This is a genomic window from Reichenbachiella sp., assembly GCF_033344935.1.
Classification (GTDB): Bacteria; Bacteroidota; Bacteroidia; order Cytophagales; family Cyclobacteriaceae; genus Reichenbachiella.
This window is the reverse complement of record NZ_JAWPMM010000001.1, coordinates 1270719-1290271: the sequence shown is the minus strand read 5'-3', so window position 1 is coordinate 1290271 and position 19553 is coordinate 1270719. Positions and strand designations below refer to the sequence as shown.

At 44.5% G+C, this 19553-nt stretch carries 14 protein-coding genes; 4 read left to right on the top strand and 10 right to left on the bottom strand.

The window, feature by feature from the left end:
- Positions 1–73 precede the first annotated feature (73 nt).
- From R8N23_RS05570 to R8N23_RS05525, 10 genes are all read right to left on the bottom strand, one after another.
- Complete coding sequence (locus tag R8N23_RS05570; RefSeq protein WP_318170578.1) at positions 74–958, bottom strand: alpha/beta hydrolase; 885 nt, start codon at positions 956–958, stop codon at positions 74–76.
- Between the two features lie 43 nt (positions 959–1001).
- Positions 1002–2492 carry a right-handed parallel beta-helix repeat-containing protein gene (locus R8N23_RS05565; protein WP_318170577.1) on the bottom strand — a complete coding sequence of 497 codons (1491 nt, stop codon included), beginning with the start codon at positions 2490–2492 and terminating at the stop codon, positions 1002–1004.
- Complete coding sequence (locus R8N23_RS05560; RefSeq protein WP_318170576.1) at positions 2492–4171, bottom strand: glycoside hydrolase family 28 protein; 1680 nt, start codon at positions 4169–4171, stop codon at positions 2492–2494. Before R8N23_RS05560 ends, R8N23_RS05565 begins: the two co-directional genes overlap by 1 nt.
- Positions 4172–4197: 26 nt before the next feature.
- Complete coding sequence (locus tag R8N23_RS05555; RefSeq protein ID WP_318170575.1) at positions 4198–5310, bottom strand: pectinesterase family protein; 1113 nt, start codon at positions 5308–5310, stop codon at positions 4198–4200.
- A 6-nt stretch (positions 5311–5316) separates the two neighbouring features.
- Entirely contained in the window at positions 5317–6528 is a 1212-nt protein-coding gene (locus R8N23_RS05550) for a glycoside hydrolase family 88 protein (protein ID WP_318170574.1), read from the bottom strand.
- On the bottom strand, positions 6521–7852 hold the full coding sequence (locus tag R8N23_RS05545) for a pectate lyase (protein ID WP_318170573.1): 1332 nt from the start codon (positions 7850–7852) through the stop codon (positions 6521–6523). Before R8N23_RS05545 ends, R8N23_RS05550 begins: the two co-directional genes overlap by 8 nt.
- On the bottom strand, positions 7852–8589 hold the full coding sequence (locus tag R8N23_RS05540; RefSeq protein ID WP_318170572.1) for a rhamnogalacturonan acetylesterase: 738 nt from the start codon (positions 8587–8589) through the stop codon (positions 7852–7854). Before R8N23_RS05540 ends, R8N23_RS05545 begins: the two co-directional genes overlap by 1 nt.
- 155 nt (positions 8590–8744) lie before the next feature.
- The gene (locus tag R8N23_RS05535) at positions 8745–9983 is read right to left on the bottom strand and encodes a hypothetical protein (RefSeq protein ID WP_318170571.1); all 1239 of its coding nucleotides are present in this window, start codon (positions 9981–9983) and stop codon (positions 8745–8747) included.
- Between the two features lie 117 nt (positions 9984–10100).
- Positions 10101–11729, bottom strand: coding sequence for a RagB/SusD family nutrient uptake outer membrane protein (locus R8N23_RS05530; protein ID WP_318170570.1), 1629 nt, complete (start codon positions 11727–11729; stop codon positions 10101–10103).
- 11 nt (positions 11730–11740) lie between these two features.
- Positions 11741–14875 (bottom strand): SusC/RagA family TonB-linked outer membrane protein, encoded by a 3135-nt coding sequence (locus R8N23_RS05525; protein ID WP_318170569.1) that lies wholly within the window; start codon positions 14873–14875, stop codon positions 11741–11743.
- A gap of 504 nt (positions 14876–15379) precedes the next feature.
- Between R8N23_RS05525 and uxaC the strand changes: the two genes are divergently transcribed.
- From uxaC to R8N23_RS05505, 4 genes are read left to right on the top strand one after another with little or no spacing between them, the layout of a single operon-like run.
- Positions 15380–16792, top strand: coding sequence for a glucuronate isomerase (gene uxaC / locus R8N23_RS05520; RefSeq protein WP_318170568.1), 1413 nt, complete (start codon positions 15380–15382; stop codon positions 16790–16792).
- A 3-nt stretch (positions 16793–16795) separates the two neighbouring features.
- The gene (locus tag R8N23_RS05515; protein WP_318170567.1) at positions 16796–17806 is read left to right on the top strand and encodes a TRAP transporter substrate-binding protein; all 1011 of its coding nucleotides are present in this window, start codon (positions 16796–16798) and stop codon (positions 17804–17806) included.
- Positions 17796–18272: a TRAP transporter small permease gene (locus R8N23_RS05510; RefSeq protein WP_318170566.1), complete on the top strand. Its 477-nt coding sequence runs from the start codon at positions 17796–17798 to the stop codon at positions 18270–18272. The genes R8N23_RS05515 and R8N23_RS05510 overlap by 11 nt, the downstream gene beginning before the upstream one ends.
- Positions 18259–19551, top strand: a complete 1293-nt coding sequence (locus R8N23_RS05505) for a TRAP transporter large permease (protein WP_318170565.1) — start codon at positions 18259–18261, stop codon at positions 19549–19551. The genes R8N23_RS05510 and R8N23_RS05505 overlap by 14 nt, the downstream gene beginning before the upstream one ends.
- Positions 19552–19553: the final 2 nt, after the last annotated feature.

Here is a 19553-nt window from a genome sequence, read left to right as displayed (position 1 = left end):
CTATTTCACATCATAAAAATAGAATGACGAAGACGCGATCAGTATTCAATAATCAACATTGGACTAGCAAAAACTACTTTTTCAACGTTTCATTGAGGAAACTCAAGATGAGATCCACTGTAGGACGAAACCACGGGTCGAATAGCCAAAAAGTATGGGGCGAATCAGGCCATTCGTAGACTTCCGTATAAATACCTTCTTGGTTCAAAATCGTGATCATCTCATCTCGACCCGCATGGAAACGTGGATACTGACTATTGACAAATAGAATGGGAGGATCACCCTTTCCAGCATGGGTCAGCGGCGAGGCTTCTTTCCAATTTTCTTTGGCTTCAGCATAGGTCCCTCCCAGCCAACGTGCTGCAGATGCCCCTTCCCTGGATTCAGGGTGATGAAATGCCAAGATGCCATCCAGATTGATGACGGCCTGGATCGGCAACCCATTTTCGTGAGCGGTCATCCCTATCAGAGAAGCCATTTGCGCACCAGACGAGCAGCCTAGCAGCACTAACTGGGAGGTGTCGATATTCAATTCTGAAGCATGAACCATTGCCCATCTGACGGCTGCTTTCACATCCTCTACACCTGCTGGATATTTTGCTTCGGACGACAGTCGATATTCCATGGCCATGGCCACATAACCTCGCTCGGCAAGTACTGTCCCGAGTGCCTGCATGTGTGATTTGTCACCAGATTTCCAACCGCCACCATGTATCAGGAAAATGGCTGGAAAGTTCTGATCATTGTTTTTTGGACTATAAATATCGAGTTTAAGGTCTCTTAATTCTGTATTGTGATAAATCACATTTTTCCGAATCGAGACATTTTTAGCATTTGCTTTCACTACTTCTATGCTGGGGAAATCCTTTTTATATTTTAGGAATGCGCTATTTACCGTATAGCTGGTGTCGATTTTCGCATCTTGCGAGAAACCATTGACCACAACAAAAAAGAGCACCCCTATAAAAATCAGAATGCTCTTAGGATTTACTTGCGTGATCTTAATTTTCTTTTTCAAAAACGCCTATATCTGGTGCCTGACCCTGAAAGGTCAATCCAACATTGGTACCAGCATCGATCAAATCACTACCAGAAACCAACTGCATAAAATCTACCTCTGGCAGACTACCATCCGCTTGTCTCTCACCAAGCAAGAGATCAATAGCCAAGCTCTCATAGTCGTCGCTGGTAGCGCTGAGTTCATCTTGCCAGCTATTGAATGTGATATCTTTGCTGGTGGCATTAAGGCTGCCCGTCGCACCTACAACAGCACAGTTTTTCACCTCTAATGAAGCCAAAGCATTGCTCGAACTGAAGTTGTAATTGGTGCCGTTGTCGTAGGCGGCGCAATTATAGAGGCTTACCGCTCCACGATTACTGTTGTGGTCGAAGCCGTCAAACACATTGCCTATGGCCAGACAGTTTTTGTAGGTAGCATGGTGCGAAAGGTCTTTGTCATCGCTCCCTCCGGTTTTGAAACCATTGCCATCGCCTCCGCCTACTTCGCCAGATTTCATGATGCCATTCTTGATTGCCCAGCAACTTTCATATTCGGTTTGCACGTGATCCGCACCTCGCAAATATCCGTCCCAGCCATCATCCAGGTTTTGCCACGCCCGGCAACCCACAAATTTGTTACCACTGCCTACACCCAGCTTGGCGGCGAAACCATCTGCATTTTCTACACTGGCGTCCGCATTGTAATACGAGTCGCAATTCAATATCAAATTATCAGCCGCCCCGTCATCAAGCTGCAAACCGGTATCGGAATTTTCATAAAATGAACAAAACTCGATGGTGTTGTTGCTCCCCTTGATCTGCATACCATTGTCTCCTGCTTTGCGAATATCCAATCCTTTGAAATGCCAATAATTCGCTTTGAGCTGAATGCCTTGATTGGACGAATTTTCTTCTTGGACAGAAAAATCCAAAATGGGTCTTTCTGTAGCCTCAGGATCAGCCATCACGGTGATTAGTTCAGCAGCCGTGCCTGAAGTATTGAGCACGATCCTGTCTGTCATGGCATAGGTGCCACCTGCGAGCAAAATCACATCGCCCGGCGCTATATCGGCAAGTGCTGCCACCAATTCTTCTGCTGTGGCCACCTCTATGTCTTCGCCACTTGGTTCGTAAATACTGCTAATTTCTAGTGTGAGGTCTGCGGTTACTGTACTTTGATCCAAGGCAGTCGCCGTCACCGTCACGGTGCCGTTTTGTTTGGCGGTAAGCAAGCCGGTACTTGAAATTTCAGCTATGGCAGCATCGGAAACCGACCAAGCCACTGATTGGTCGGTGGTATTGTCGGGGACAAAAGTGACCTGCAACTGACGTTGGGTTTCGGTCTCAAGATCTTCGCCAGTCAAAACGATGGAGGTGGCAAATATTACCTCCTCCTCGATTTCCTCAGTCACTTCATCTTCGCCACACGAACCTATCGCCCATAGAATAAAACACCATGTGATCATTCTATAAATGTAAAACCTACCTTTCATTAGTCAAATTTCACCTTTCCTTTCCCTACTTCTTTTCCTACCAAAATATCTGATTTGCTAATGCTTGAATTAGAAAAATCCACTTGGCTTTCGCCATAAACATTGATCAGCGTTTGTTCTCCTTCACCTGAAAGTGTGAGGTCTGTAAAATTCATTTGGCTTGTATTAAACAAAGTAATCGATCGGCCTTTGGCAGCCTTCACTGTGACACCAGACCAATCAAATGCCTCCGCATCGATGATGGTAATGCCTCTTTTGCCTTCCAGTACCACATTCTCTAGCGTGATGTTTTGCAGCTTCATTTCTGGCAATCCCTGAAAGAAACCGGCTATCCCTGATCCAGTCGAAGTGATGTTTTTCATGGAAATGTTTTTGAATGAAGGGGTCGTTCTTGTCACGGGTAGGGCGTCTACTTTCTGACGAGCCTTTCCTACTTCGCCGTCTGCACCTACTGGAGATTCTCCTCCGTAAAACAGATTGAAACGAATGGCTTCTGCGCCAATGTTGATCATGTCAATGTTGGAGATGTAGATGTTTTCTACTACGCCTCCACGGCCTCGGGTACTCTTGAATCTTAGGCCACAGTCCGTGCCGATGAATGTACAATTGGATACGTGCATATTTTTCACTCCGCCAGACATTTCACTGCCTACTACAAACCCTCCATGCCCATGGAAAACGGTATTGTTTTTGATGATCACGTTTTCGGTGGGAATGGCTCTTTTCAATCCGTCCTCATTTTTACCGGATTTGATACAAATCGCATCATCTCCTACGTCGAAAGTATTGTTGTAGATCAGCACGTTTTTGCACGACTCTAAATCCACGCCATCACCATTTTGTGAGTACCACGGGTTTCGCACATTCAGGTTTCTTAAGATCACGTTTTCGCACATCAGCGGGTGTAGGTTCCAGGCCGGAGAATTTTGGAAGGTTGGCCCATCCAGCAATACTTTGTTGCAGCCGATCAAACTGACCATGACCGGACGCAAGAAATCTTTGATGGCTTCGTGTTCTTCCATAGTGTCCAAATCTGGCACATTGAAATTGCCAGCAGTATCCCCTTGTTTCGACTTTTCACTCGGATACCAAGTTTGTTTGTCGTCGCTCAATACACCTCCGGTTTTCACTTTTCGATTCCACTGACTGGCTGTCAATTTTTCTCTTTTCACCGCGCGCCATGAGTCACCCGATCCATCGAACGAACCAGAACCTGTAATGGCTATATTGGTCAAGTTTTTTCCATATATGGGAGATAGACATCGGTAAGTTTCGAGTCCCTCGAAGCTGGTTTCTATCAAAGGATACTTGTCAAAATCATCATCAAAGACCACCAAAGCACCGGCCTCTGCATGTAGATTGATGTTGCTTTTTAGGGTGATTGGGCCAGTGAGCCAAATCCCTCTTGGAATGACCACTTTGCCTCCGCCCTTGCCAGCCACATGTGCGATAGCTGCTGCAAATGCTTTTGAATTGTCGGTCATTCCATCTGCTACAGCACCGTACGTGGCGATACTCACCTGATAGTCTGGAAAACTAGGCTCGATTACTTTGGGCATATCAAACTCCACCTTTTGATATATCCAATCAACTTCCGTTTTCTCGGGCGTACTATATTCTAACCCAGCTACGCTCAAAATGGCAAAAATTCCTACCAAGACCAATTTTCCAAAACTCATCATATTCTCTTTTAATTTATTCCCACTTAGGGCTTCACAATCTCATTTTTTGCGGGATCCCAACTGCCAAAGACAGCATCCAGCGTATACTTACTTGCCTGTGCGTCAGTCAACTGACGAGACCAACTCACCCGGCCTTCAGGATTAGCTCCTGGGCCAGAAGATTGATACTCGGCATAAAAAGACCTTTTCTCCGCGTATCGCTTGCCCCAGTTATGCCAGCCTTCCGGCTTGATATGTTCACCCAATTCACAATTGATAAATACCGTGCGCGCATCATCGCGCCATGGTCGACCCAAATACACGTCGTGCCTGGGGGCATTGCTTTCCAGTTTGCAGTTAAGAAAGACATATCCATAGGCTTGATCAATATCGGTGTTGGCAGCTGTGACGTAGTGTCCACCATTCTTGGAGAAAATGGTACATTGATTGAAAATGGCCTGCGACGCACCAAAAATGAAGTCCGTTGTGCCTTCTATATAGCACTGATCATAGTACTGTCGACTATCTTTTCCATAGGTGTAAAGCGTGTCCTGAAAACCCAGGAATCTGCAATTTCGAAAGACGACTCGATCACCATCCACTCGGACGGCCACCGCCTGACCTACTGGGCCAGCGCTGTTTTCGAAAGTGATATTTTCGGCTGTAAACCCATCCGCAAAGACATAAAAGCTGGCCGAACCTGAAGTGCCCATTTTTTCACCAAAAGCATTCAGTCGATCTGCATAATTGTCAAAGGTCAGGATCGTAGTTTCAGCATCTTCACCGATGAATTTTACATTGGTCTTTGACACCGGCAAGATCAATTTTTCTTTGTATGTACCTGCCTGGATGTACACCGTGGTTACAGCCTTACGGAAATCAGGGATGGCATCAATGGCTTCCTGCACGGTTTGGTAATCGCTTCTTCTGCCTTTACCGACTACGATATCATATTTGGCTTGTGCCAAACTTGAGAATGACACTAAGGATACTATCATGAGGAGGAGTGCTTTGGAAGCAAACGCGTTTAAAAGAATACCGCCTTCCCCAGACCTGTTCTGGGTTCTGCTCCATTCTGCTCCACCCTGAGAGACACCACAACAGGTGCGGTGAGTGTGGGGTTTTAAATGCTTTTCCTCTCTGACAGTATCTCTCATCGCTATTTATTTCACTTGATTCTGATTGTTGTAAAGGATCGAAGCCATAATAAATGGACCAACACCTTTCGGATCGTTGTCTCTCTTAGGCTCGTTGACATAATACTCATAAGACGCATCTCTGTAGGGATTACCTCCCAAACCAGCCACTGCGCAGTTGGTCGTCAAGCTGATGGTGCCATCCTGGTTTCGCTTCACGAAACTTTTCACTACGCCTTCGTAGGCATTGTTGGCCACAGCTCTGTAGTCCTCTGATAAATAGCCTTTTTCGATGCCTTTCAAAAAGAAATAAGAAAACATACTAGAACACGATGCCTCCAGGTAATTACCCTCATCTCCACCACGATCTAGAATCTGCCACCAAAGACCTGTTTCTGCATCTTGATACTTCACTAATCCTGTGGCCATCTTATTGATAATGGCCAAAATCTCTGGTCGCTTGGCATGATCCTCTGGCAGAAAGTCCAGCACATCTACCAAAGCCATGGCATACCAACCCATGGCTCTGCCCCAGAAGTTTGGTGATACGCCCGTCTTAGGATTTGACCACTTCTGCTTGCGGCTGTCGTCGTAGCCGTGATAATACAATTGCTTGTCTGCGTCCCAAGTATAGCTATCGACGAGGATGAACTGATTCGCCACGTCATCGAAAAGCGCTGGCTCATTGAACTCCTTGGCATACTCCGCCAAGAAAGGAGACCCCATATACAAGCCGTCAAGCCACATTTGATCAGGGTAAATTTTCTTATGCCAAAAACCACCAGAGGCCAGCCTTGGGTGATCTTTCATTTGATCACGGAGTGTTTCTATTGCCAAGCGGTATTTTTCATCGCCCGTCTGATGGTAAAGGTCGAAAAGGATCTTGCCCGAATTGATTCGATCGATGTTGAAATCGCTCTTCTTATAGGTTTTGATACTTCCGTCTTCACGTACTAAAGAATCGGCATAGAATTTCACATAGTTCAAAAACTTCTCCTTGCCGGTGGCCTCATAGGTCCGCATCATCGCAGAGCAAACCAAACCATTAGAGTACTCCCACTTCGGTGTATCACGAAAGTCTAATAACCGTGGATCAGGATGCCTGATCAACTCAGAACTAGCCATCTGTTCGAAAACAGCGGGCTGTGCTGCGATAGGGTGACTAGCTGCTTTTTCGCCAACGGATTGACTGCAAGCCGCAAGCGTGAGAAGGATGAGTATGTGTTTTAGCCTATTCATTTGGTCCTTGATTTTCAATGATTTGGTTTAAATAAATTTCCAGATTGGTGTAGTATGGATGAAAGCTGGTCTTGGATTGATCAGATGGATCTAGCTCATCAAGTCCTTGTGCAATCTCCCAAGCATCAGGTATACCGTCGCGATCTGTGTCTTTTAACGGCAGCTCATTTTTCAATGGTGGCCACCTGCCCACCTGGTCTTGTGAGTCTATGATGCCATCATTCTTTGTGCCTTTTGAAGCAGTCCCTGCTTGTACTTCTTCGATGATTCTTTGATCAAGCGCATCTCGATTTAAGGATGCTCCGGCCGAGGCCAGTACTTCACCATAAGCCTTTTGAGCTGATGACGCATCTGCATGCATCTGCCACATCGGGGCAGTTGGCAAATAGGTCTCAGGTACTTCGCCCACGATGCCAGCGCGGTTATCGATACTGATGGCTTCTTCACCTTCCACGACGTTGCCAGACACGTAGAAATAACCGTAAGGTGCAGATGGGTCAACTATTCTCGCCCTTTTGGAATCGTGCGTGGCAGGCCCGGACTTAAAGTAATTGTTGATCATCTGGTGATTGCCTTTTTCCCCACCATAAGCCGCATTGAATTGCCAGTTGTAGATGACATTGTTCCAGAAATCCACCTTTTCCAATTCGGGCTGCTTGTGGTAGCGCGCACCGCAGAATCTTGGGTTTCGGCTGGTGTGGTGTGCCAACAAATTGTGATGAAAACTCGCGCCTAGGCCTCCCCATATACCTCCGTATCCGTGGGTGCCTTTTTTGTGTACGGATTGGTTGAGACTCTCGGAAATGATGCTCCACTGAAGGGTGAAATTATCATTATCATAAAACGTCGCTGTCTCATCTGTACCCCAGCTAAAGGTGCAGTGGTCGATGATGATATTTTTCTGTCGGGTGGCACTCACTGCATCGCCTTCCACTCCTGTCTTATCGCCCATTCGCACACGGATATACCGTATGATCACTTGATTGGCTTTGATTTTGAGCGGATAATTAGCCAAACAGATGCCGGCTCCTGGTGCACTTTGTCCAGCGATTGTAACGCTGTCGTTCTTTATTTCTAATGGAGAGGCTAACTGGATGGTGCCTGACACATCAAGTACGATGGTTCTTGCACCTGGCTGCTTCAATGCTGCTCGGAGACTACCTGTTCCTTCATCGTTGAGATTGGCGACATGAATCACTTGTCCGCCTCGTCCGCCAGACACGAATCGCCCATGCCCTTCTGCTCCAGGAAATGCTAGTGGCTGGCTGTTGACTTCCGTCAAAAGGGTAACTATTGAAATCAATATGATGAACAGGTGCTTCATTATTTTTTTAGGTGGTTCAAAAAGTTGAATCTGTATTTCTTCATTTCATCCAGAGCCAATTGGCACATGGCCTGAGCGCCCTGTTTTGAAAAATGGGTATTGTCTTGTTTCCCTTTTGGGAAATAATCGTTGGTATCGGCTGGTACCCAGAGGTAAAGCGCTTTAGACGGTTCGTCTCCCAGCTCGTTTACCAGTTTTTCTGATGACACTTGCATGTCCACAAATGGCACGTTCATTTCTTTGGCTATGGTTCTGGCGACGAATGGGTATGCGCCGTGTGTGTCTTCGAGTACGCCGTCTGCATTGAAATTTCGTCTGACAATCGAGCTAAAAATGATCGGGGTCGCGTCTGCTGATTTTACTTCCTTTATCATTTTCTCCAAATTGGCACGGTAACCAGAGTAGGCGTTGGCGTATCGTTCGGGTTTATTCGTTTTTTGGTCGTTGTGACCGAATTGGATGAACACATAATCACCCACATTCAGGTCATCCATCACTTGCTGCCATCTTCCTTCTTCTATGAAGCTCTTGGTGCTGCGTCCGTTTTTTGCATGATTCACAATAGTGACATTACCATCGAAAAACTCAGGCAATACCTGTCCCCACCCAAACTCAGGATTGGATTCAGGGTTTTCCTTGTCGGCCATGGTAGAATCACCCACCAGATGAAGGGTATATTCTTTTGGCTGACATGCGCATAGGCACAAGACCATGAAGCAGATTTGAAAAAATCGCATGATGGATGGGTTTTAAAAATTTGGGTAAAGGATATTTTATCATCGTCATTTCGAACCGACGAAGGAGTAGAGAAATCCCCGACATGCTGCACGCCGCTGGGGATATCTCGCCTTCGCTCGATATGACGAGGTATAATATCACCTCTTCATATCAATTAGTTCGTTTGATAAACTACCTTAAAGTCTAGCACATAGCTATCTCCTTTTCTGTTGCCATTGTTGTCAATGGTTTCTCTGATGATCACCAGACACTGCGCGCCCCAATCGGTTTCGAAGTACACCACTTTTCCGTTGATGATATCTACGCCAGTAGAAGAGTGAGCCAGATCTCTCAAAATGTCTGTAGCTTCAGCGCCTTCATCTGTTAAACTCATCGCTTGGATGCTTTCGGCAGTTGCCGCAGCAAAGAAATCAGAATCTCCTCTGTCGAGTTTAGAGAATTGCGTATCGTTCAATACCAAATCCGCATTGCCTTCTGTTCCCAATTTGAATTTATCACCATATTCAGTCAAAGGTGAGAAGTATCTGACTTGTGGCGTACCAGAATCGGCGCTAGAAATCATGAAATCGATTTCCATGCCATTCGTATCTCCTATGATAGCATCGTAATCATGCTCTTTGCCGTCAGCCAATGAAATACCGATCGCTACTCCAGTTTTTCTTTTGTCTGTACCATGTAATTCGATTCCTGTATAAGAGAACATTTCAAAAACTGGAGATTCTACAACATTGATCTTGATCGTATGTGAAGCCTCATTGCCTTTAGAATCTTTAGCTTCGATTTTGAAACTTTCCATGCCTAATTCAAAATCGATAGCCTCTGAAATACTGAAATCATTAGCTGCAGTACCCGTAGGATTGATAGTTTTGTACACAGAAGAAGTTCCATTTTGCGTCAAGGTGTAAACTACCTCTGCCAAACCTGAAACAGATGTAATTGAGCCAGAAATCGTTTCTGTAGGATTTACCGAAAGGTCAACTTCTAACTCCGTCAATTCAACTGACATTTCAGGCCCACCTTTTACATTCACTTTTCTTTGTCCCTCTACTACATCTCCTGATGCAGACTCAGCCACTACTCTTACATACGAGATACCAAGTGCCCAAGGCACTTCGACATCGAAAGCATAAGATTTAGCTCCTCCATCGAAAGTAGTTACTTCCATAAAAGCATTATCATCCGTATAAAAAATGACGCTTACGAGATTGTCATCTGCGGAAATATTACCAGTAAATTTTGGCCATTCACCATCCAAATTTACCGGAGCAAATTCGCTTGGTGTTTGATCTATATCAACCACTATGGATTGATCTGTAGTATTGTCATCGTCTGTACAAGAGACAGCCATCACGAGTGTCAAACTCGCTAGTATTGAATAAAATATCTTTTTCATGTCTAATGATTTCTTTTAGAAAATGCATATCAAATCCGAACAAAAAGGCCGTAGAAATCCTGGCGACCGACCATTTGGCCGCCAGCTTCTACAGTAATATGTTCGTTTTGATTGCTTTTAGTTGTATGCCGGATTTTGTTGGAAATCCATGTTCTGGTTTAGGTCTATCGCCTCTTGAGGGATAGGTCTGAGGATTTTCAGATTGCCACCATTTCCAGAGAAGTTAGAAGTTTCCACATACATGTGATGAGCTGATGCCCTTTCAACCAACTTGCCGGTTCTTTTCAGATCGAACCATCTGTGGTATTCTCCTAGCAACTCGCGACCTCTTTCGTCTAGGATGTAGTCGAGATCAAATTCACCAGCGGTAGCATCGGCTACATTAGCTCTAGCTCTCACCACATTCAATCTAGCCAAACCAGTAGTAGCATCGCCAGCTCCTAAGTAAGCCTCGGCAGCTACCAAATAAGCGTCCGCCAATCTTGCGATCACTACGTCTCTATTGCTCGTACGGCCATTGTCGCCGTTAGCCCCGAACAATGAAGTAGGATCATCAAACTTCTTCACGATGATGGTAGCCCAGTTGCCTGAGATATCGGCACCTTCTGGATCGTAAGTTCCGAAAGGACGATAAGTTGCATCTGGCTGCGTAGCTCTAAAAGCTAAGCTGTCTGCAGTAGTGTACCATGCCGGTGCATAGAACTGTGCGGCAGTCAGCGTAGAGTGATCATCTACATCGAAATAATCGAAGTATCTCTCATATACAGTAGTCATGAAAGTACCTTCCCATCTGTCGTCTCCTTGCTCAAACAAGCTCAAGGCAAAGCGGTTCGGGCAAAGGTTATAACTTTTGTATGGCGCGTTGCCTGCTACCTCAGGTCCTCCTGTGTACGATCCGAAGAAATTCTGCTGTCTATTACCCAATTTTCCGGGATCAGCACTAGTCGAACCAGCATCAAACTGCACAGAGAAAATAGTCTCAGCATTCAAATCATTTCCTGGCGCCCACAGCTCACTGAATGGAATATCTAATGCTTGGCCGCCAATAGCCAAATCTGCATAGCTCGCGGCATCAGCAAAGTCAGAACTGGCTGCAAAGCTTTCATAAGCTCTAGTCAAATGCGCTTTGGCCAATAAGAACTGTACTGCTCTTTGGTTGACTCTACCATCGTACGCACTTGTGCTTACAGCTGGCAATGCTTCACCTAAATCTGTAAAAATCTGAGTATAGATATCTTCTGCACTACTTCTATCGAACTCAGTAACCGCCTCAGCAATAAACTCATTGATCAACGGTACACCTCCATAAGATTGCACCAACAGAAAGTATGCGTGCGCTCTCAGATATTTCAACTCTCCAACCAACTGCGCCAAGTCATCTCTTTGCTCTGTGATATCTGCATAGTAGAGACCTGTATTGGCTCTTTGAATAGCGATGTAACATGTCTTATACAGATGATCCACACCTTCGGACGAAGCATTGAGATCAGCATACCTACTCAATCCTACAGGCTCTTGATCTCTACCTTCTGAATACATGTCAGTACCTGCACTAAACATCCAGGCGAAATCGCCATATATTTCTCTGAGTGATGAATAATTTGAATTCACCAAAGCGTCAAACCCTTCTGCTGTGACATAAAACTCTTCTGCTGTCACGTTCGACTTGTTCTCCTCTTCCAGGAAGCTTTCACAGCCTACCAAGAAGAGCAAAGTCATTGATAATATTGATATAATGTTTTTCATGTCTTTCTATATTAAAATTTAAGACTTAAACCCAACTGAGTAGTGATGGTACTTACTCTACCAATACCGAAACTTGCTTCGGCCCACTCAGGATCCCATCCATCATATTCTGTGAATACAAATGGGTTGAGCACGTTTACATATACTCTGAGATTCTGGATTCTCATTTTTTCTAACATGGCATTAGGCAATGTATATCCCAATGAAATGTTGTTGATTTTGATAAAGGAGGCATCCTTGTAGTAGCCCACTTGATCGTTTCTCCAGTAGGTACCTGCGTTTCTTGGCTGTGGATACGTGTTTGAAGCTTGTGCAGGTACGCCCACATTGTTTTGTGGAATATACCAGCTATCGATGTTCAACTTCTGACGACCTCTATCTCGTACATCTTCGAAGTTTTGGTGGAAATTGCTATAAGCCAACACGCCTTGGTTTGCATAAGCATTGATGTTGAAATCAAAATTGCCAACAGTCAATCGAGAGTTTAAACCAGCCGTCCACTTTGGATCAGATGACCCCAAGATCATTCTATCGTCGTCTGGATCAATTACTCCGTCTCCATTTACATCAAGTACTTTAGCCTGTCCTTCGGTCTGATTATATAGTTCAGCTAAGTCAGTTTCATCCGCTTGCCAGATTCCGTCAAACTTATAGTTGTAATGAGAGTTTACAGACTCACCAATGAACCAGCCATTTCCTACATCATCGTTTTCAGATTGACCGTATAGTTCCTCAATGGTGTTCACATTTTTACTAAATGTAAATGTGGTCTCCCATCTTACTTTGGCCGTTTCGACATTTACTGTTTTCAAAAGTACCTCCACTCCGGTGTTTCTGATCAGCGCATTGTTCGCTTTGATCACGCCATATCCAGTTTCAAGTGGCAACGTTTGCTCCAGAATCAAATCATCCGTATCTCTAGTGTACCAATCGATACTACCTGAGATTCTGTAATTCATCAAGCTGTAGTCTAATCCAACGTTTACTTCAGTGGTAGTTTCCCAGCCCAACAATTTGTTGGCTAAGCTTCCAGCTACCCAACCATTGGCTGACGCACCGTTGAAATCATAATAATTTTGTGTATTAAGTGTATTCACTGAAGAATATGGTGACACTCTCTGGCTACCTGTCGTACCATAACTCGCTCTCAATTTCAACGAAGAAACTACAGGGTTTCCATTCAAGAATGCTTCTTCACTGATTTTCCACGCTGCAGATACAGACGGGAATGATTGCCATTTTCTACCTTCGGCTAGCTGAGAAGCGCCATCCCAACGATTGGTCACCGTGAAAATGTATTTGTTATTCAACATATAGTTCAAACGCAGGGCATAAGATGCCAACTGATTTTGCGAAAATGAATTACCAAGGTTGAAAGTACTTTGTTGACCAGATCCTACGTTGTAAAAACCTGTTTCGAATGGTTGCTGAAGTGAAGACATCTGACTTCTCTCTGTACGATCGGCATAGATACTTTGCAATGCCATAAAATTGAAGGCATGAATGTCGCCAATGGTTTTATTGATATCCAATTGGTTGTCCCAAGCATAGTTGAAGTTGTCATAAGTAGACACTTCTGAAGATGCCAAGTTTCCATTCTTACTTCCTTTGTCAGTCAGCACGCCCCAGTATTTTCCTCTTCTATAGCGCTTAGTAGCTGTGGCCAAAGAAGTCTTTACTTTGATCCAGTCTGCGATCTGGTATTGCAAGTAGATATTTCCTAGCACATTCCACTGTCTCGTTTCGTCCGTGGCATTGGCGATCTCTAGTAGTGGATTGTAGGTACTTGTTTTGTTGATAGCGTAAGTCCCACCTGAAGGATCGTTTGGATCTAATAATTTTCCAGGATTGGGAAAAAGCTCGCCTTCAATCTCCTCTAAATTGGTATCAATATTCCAAGGTGTCAAAAAAGGGTTCAATCGAAATGCATCCTGCATGGCATTGGCATTACCTCTTTCATTGTTGGTCAAAGTAGCTGAAAAGCTCGCACCTGTCTTAAACTTTTTGCTCAACTCCTGATCGATGCTCGCTCTAAACGTGTATTTGTCTAAAGACTCATTTTCGATGTTACCGGTTTCTGTTTGGTAACCAAGACCCATAGAGTATGAAGAACCGCCATCTCTATGATTCATCGAAACGTAATTGTTGGCTTGCATGCCAGACTTCAAAACGGCATCATACCAATCGAATCCATCTAAGCTTTCGAATCTATTTCTCAATACCTGATTAGATCCTGCTGAAACTACTTTGTCGTAGTACTCATCTGGAGTCAATTGATCATAATCCGCAGTAGTTGCCAAATATGCACCCATATGGTATTCTCTCCACGTGGCATAGTCCATCATTTCAGGAAGTCTAGCTGCTTCTTTAAAACCATAAAAAGACTCTACAGAGAAAGTAGTACCTGATGGTACATGCACTCCACCTTTAGTTTGAATAATTATTACGCCTTGAGAACCTCTTGATCCATATATCGCAGCAGAAGCAGCATCTTTCAAGATATCTATACTTGCTATATCCTGAGGGTTTAAGAAGTCTATATTATCAACTACGGCTCCATTCACCACAAACAAAGGAGGCTCTGGTGAGTCACCTTCTTTTACCAAAGTATTAGAACCTCTAATATTTACATTGAAATCATCTCCAAGTCGTCCTGAAGAGTTGGTCACTGTGATACCCGCTACAGATCCTTGCAATGACTGCATAGGGCTAGTGGTACCACGCTCTGTAATTGTTTGTGAGTCCACACCCACGATCGCACCTGTCAAGTCCGTTTTCTTCTGCGTACCATAACCAATCACGACCACTTCGCTCAAAGTTTCGGCATCTTCTTGAAGTACGACATCGATCGTACTTCTACTACCGATCTCTACAGTCTGTGTAGCATAACCAATAAAACTGAATTTTAATCGAGTTGCTCCTTCTGGAACACTCACTGAATACTTACCATCCAGATCCGTCACGGATCCTGCGGTAGTTCCTTCTGCTATTACAGCAGCACCCGGTAGTGTGGCACCGGATGGGTCAGTCACCGTACCGGAGACTGTACTCTGAGCAACTGCTGCTGTAGATAACAGAACAGCCATGAGGCCCAGATAAATTTTCCTCTTCATCTTAGAAGAGTGAGATTGTAGTTTTGTATACATATCATCTTATTTAGTTTGACTTATGTTAAGCTCCTCTTCGTATCTAAAGGACTGGCCAGATACAATTCGGAATATTCAAATTTGAACAGATGATCAGCGATTCAATATTCAATACTTAACATATGCCTAGCATTTTTTGGGAAGGTTGGAAAATCGTTGTTTAGAGAAGGTAAGGACGGTTTTCTTTATCCAGCAGGCGGCATTATTTCAAATAAGATTCGTAAAAATACACATAAATTGAGAGAAAATTGACGCCCGTTTACTCCCAAATACCACGTTGCAGATATACAATAAGGGCCTTCAGCAGTACATTTTTCATGACTAGATGTTATATAGAAAATGCTGCTATCCATTTCTCGTTGATTCAATTCTAAAAATTACTGAATAGAGAATGGTAAAAGGTGAATAGTAGTCCAGGCTATTTCCCGCTAACCTTGAAGTCCCTTAATCATGCATGGGATAAATGAGTAATGCTTGTCTTAGGCGCTTACATATAAGAACAAAATGAAGAAATTTTTAGATCAAGACTTTTTACTAAGTAATTCAGTGGCGGAAGAGCTGTATCATAATCATGCAGCGAAGATGCCTATTATAGATTATCACAATCACTTGTCACCAGAAGCTATGGCTTCCAATTATCAGTTTGCCAACATCACAGATGCATGGCTATATGGAGACCATTACAAATGGAGAGCTATGCGAGCCAATGGCATCAATGAAAAATATGTGACTGGTAACGGCACCGACGAAGAGAAATTCCAGAAGTGGGCTCAGACGGTTCCTTATACTTTAAGGAATCCACTCTACCATTGGACGCATTTAGAGTTAAGAAGGTACTTCGGGATAGATGAATTGCTTTCGCCTGAAACTGCTGCAGAGATATATTCTGAAACGGCAGCTCTGTTGAAAAAAGATTCACATTCTTGTATTGGGCTTTTACTGCAGATGAATGTAGAGACGCTCTGTACTACTGATGATCCCGTAGACAATTTAGCACATCACCAGGCCATCAAAGAGCAAATCAAAGCACCGAAAGTGTATCCAAGCTTCAGACCAGACAAGGCCTTGGGCATGGATGGATCAAAAGCTTATTTGACGTACTTACAGCAATTGGCTGAGGTATCAGGTGTTGCCATCAACAGCTTAGACACGCTATTAGAGGCATTGCAGCAAAGAGTGGATTATTTCCATACCAATGGCTGTAGAGTGTCTGATTTAGGCTTCAACCAAATTCCTGCTTTCAACCCCAAGGCTACCGGATTGGATCAACATTTCCAATCTGTATTAGCTGGAAAGCAATTGGCATTGGAAACCATAGAAAACCTGCAAGGCTACGTATTGACCGCCTTGTGCAAAATGTATCATGCCAAAGGATGGGTACAGCAGTTTCACCTGGGTGCGCTACGAAACAACAATGACCGAGGCCTAAGAGAACTCGGCCCAGACACGGGTTACGATTCTATGGGCGACTTTAGTCAGGCGGAGCGCATGTCCAAATTTTTCAACAATCTGGATAACACCGATCAGTTGGCCAAAACCATCATTTACAACCTGAATCCAAGAGACAATGATCTCTTTGCCACCATGACTGGCAATTTCAACGACGGAAAAACAGTAGGCAAATTTCAATTCGGTACGGGATGGTGGTTTTTGGATCAGAAAATTGGGATGGAAGCGCAAATGAACTCCCTATCCAATATGGGACTGTTCAGTCGATTTGTGGGCATGCTTACGGATTCCAGGAGTTTCTTGTCTTTCCCAAGACATGAATACTTCAGAAGGATACTATGCAATCTGATCGGTACGGATGTGGTGAATGGCGAACTGCCTCACGACATGGATTTGCTTGGCGGTATGGTAGAAGACATCTGCTATTACAATGCCAAGAAGTATTTCGAATTTGAACACAACCAGTAGCCGATGAAATTAAAATTGATAGGTTTTGTTTTGTTAGTGAATAGTATATGCCTTCTTTCTTGCTCTGGCAAGAAAGAGGTGCGTGTGCTAAAGCTTGCGCACGAGCTCAACGAAACACACCCCGTCCATATTGGTATGGTGGAGATGGCCAGGTTATTGGATGAAATCTCTGAGGGGCAACTCACCATGGATATTTATGCCAATGGCCAGTTAGGAAAAGAAAGAGACCTATTGGAACTACTCCAAATAGGCAGCTTGGATATGACCAAAGTTTCCGCAGGAGCATTGGAGAATTTTGTACCAGAGATCAAGGTATTGACACTGCCCTATTTATTCAAAGATTCTGCACATACTGCGCAGGTCTTGCAAGGGCCTATTGGTAAAAAACTACTTATGAAAGGTAGCGATTATCGCTTGCGCGGCCTGTGCTTCTTCGATGCAGGTAGCAGAAGTTTTTACTCAAAAGACGCTCCAATAGAATCTCCGCTAGACTTAGCTGGATTAAAAATTCGGGTGATGAACAGCCAGTCGGCCTTCGATATGGTCAGTACGCTGGGCGGCACGCCTACGCCCGTTTCCTTTGGGGAACTGTACACGGCCTTGCAGCAAGGTGTGGTAGATGCTGCCGAGAACAATCCGCCGAGTTTCTACACTTCGCGGCATTACGAGATCTGCAAGCACTATTCAATCGACGAGCACACCACGATACCGGATGTACTCATTGTAAGCACCTATTTGTGGAATAGCTTGGATGAGCAGCAGAAAACATGGCTACAAGAAGCTGCCGACCGTGCCGTCCACTATCAAAAGCAAGTATGGGCAGCGTCTGTTGCAGAAAGCTTAGCGAAAGTAAAGGCGGCTGGTGTCACTGTCTATTATCCTAAGAAGTCTCCTTTTCAGGAAAAAGTAGCACCGCTATACGCGCAATATGAAAAAGATCCTGAGCTGTATCAGCTCATTCAGGAAATCAAGAAAATTGAAAGTAATCCAATCACATTAGCAGATGAGAGATAAGTTGGACAAAATATTAGAAACGAGCCTGAGCTTGCTATTAGGACTTATGGTGATCAATGTCTTGTGGCAAGTGGCCTCCAGATATGTATTGAATGACCCAAGTGCATTTACAGACGAGCTGTCCCGATACTTGCTGATCTGGGTGGGTCTGCTCGGTGCGGCTTATGCCTCAGGCAAAGGCATGCACGTGGCCATTGAATTGCTCGAAAGAAAGCTCACTGCTAAACAAAAGCAATATCAGCAAATGGCCATCCGATTGGTGATTTGTGTCTTTTCGATCTTCACATTAATCATCGGCGGTACGCGACTAGTTGTGATTTCATTCCAGCTGGGACAGACTTCATCCGCCATGCAATTGTCCTTGGGCTATGTGTATATGGCCTTGCCCTTGAGCGGCCTATTGATTTGCTATTACGCCCTTTCAGATTTTTTCAACCAGTTAAAAAGTAGTCATGGAGCATCTTGAGGTATATACATTGGTGATCAGTTTTTTGTTTTTCCTCGTGGTAGGCGTGCCGGTGGCCTATAGCGTGGGGCTAGCTTCTATGCTGACCATTTTGGTCAATATTGATCAGATGCCTGCCTACACCACCATCGCCCAGCGTATGGCTACGGGACTAGACAGTTTTTCTTTACTGGCCATTCCATTTTTTATCCTAGCCGGACAAATCATGAATCAAGGAGGCATTGCCCATCGCTTGATCGCTTTCGCGAAAGCGCTGGTCGGCTCGTTTCCTGGAGGATTGGCATATGTCAATATCATTGGCGCGATGCTGTTTGGTGCGATATCAGGTTCGGCCATGGCGGCGGTATCGGCTATAGGCGGTACCTTAGGCCCACGCATGGAAAAAGAAGGCTATGAAAAGTCGTACAGCGCGGCGGTCAATATCGCTTCATCTACTACAGGCTTGGTCATTCCCCCTTCCAATATTCTGATTGTGTACTCTCTGGCCAGTGGTGGTGTTTCTATTGCTGCCTTGTTTTTGGCCGGGTACATACCGGGTATTCTGATGGGTTTCGCACTCATGCTGGTAGCCTTCGTCTATGCCAAAATCAAAAATTACCCACGAGGGGAAAAGTCAACAATAAAAACTTTGCTATCCACATTCATTCATGCTTTCCCAAGCTTGATGATGCTCGTGGTAGTGATTGGTGGCATCGTGGTAGGGATATTTACAGCCACCGAGGCATCGGGAATTGCCGTGTTGTACACCTTCCTTTTGGCGTTGATTTACAAAGAACTTACGTTCGAAAAAATAAGAAGTATTGCCGTCAGTTCGGTGGGCACTACTGCGGTCGTAGCGCTGCTGATTGCCTGCTCCATGAGCATGTCGTGGGTGATGGCTTACGCCGACATTCCTCAGGCGGTGACTGCTGGACTGTTAAGCATCTCGGACAATCCGATCATCATCTTGTTGTTGATCAATATACTATTGTTGTGTGTAGGCATTTTCATGGATATGACACCAGCGGTATTGATTTTTACTCCGATATTCCTACCTGTTGTGACATCCATCGGTATCGATCCGGTTCATTTCGGAATCATTATGGTGATGAACTTGTGTATCGGATTGTGTACACCGCCTGTCGGGTCGGTTTTGTTTGTGGGCATTGGTGTGGCTGGTATTTCACTGGAAAAAGTGATCAAGCCATTAGTTCCTTTGTTTATCGCCATGATCATCGTGTTGTTTTTGGTGACCTATATCCCACAGCTCAGTTTATTTTTACCACAGTTATTTGAATAAGA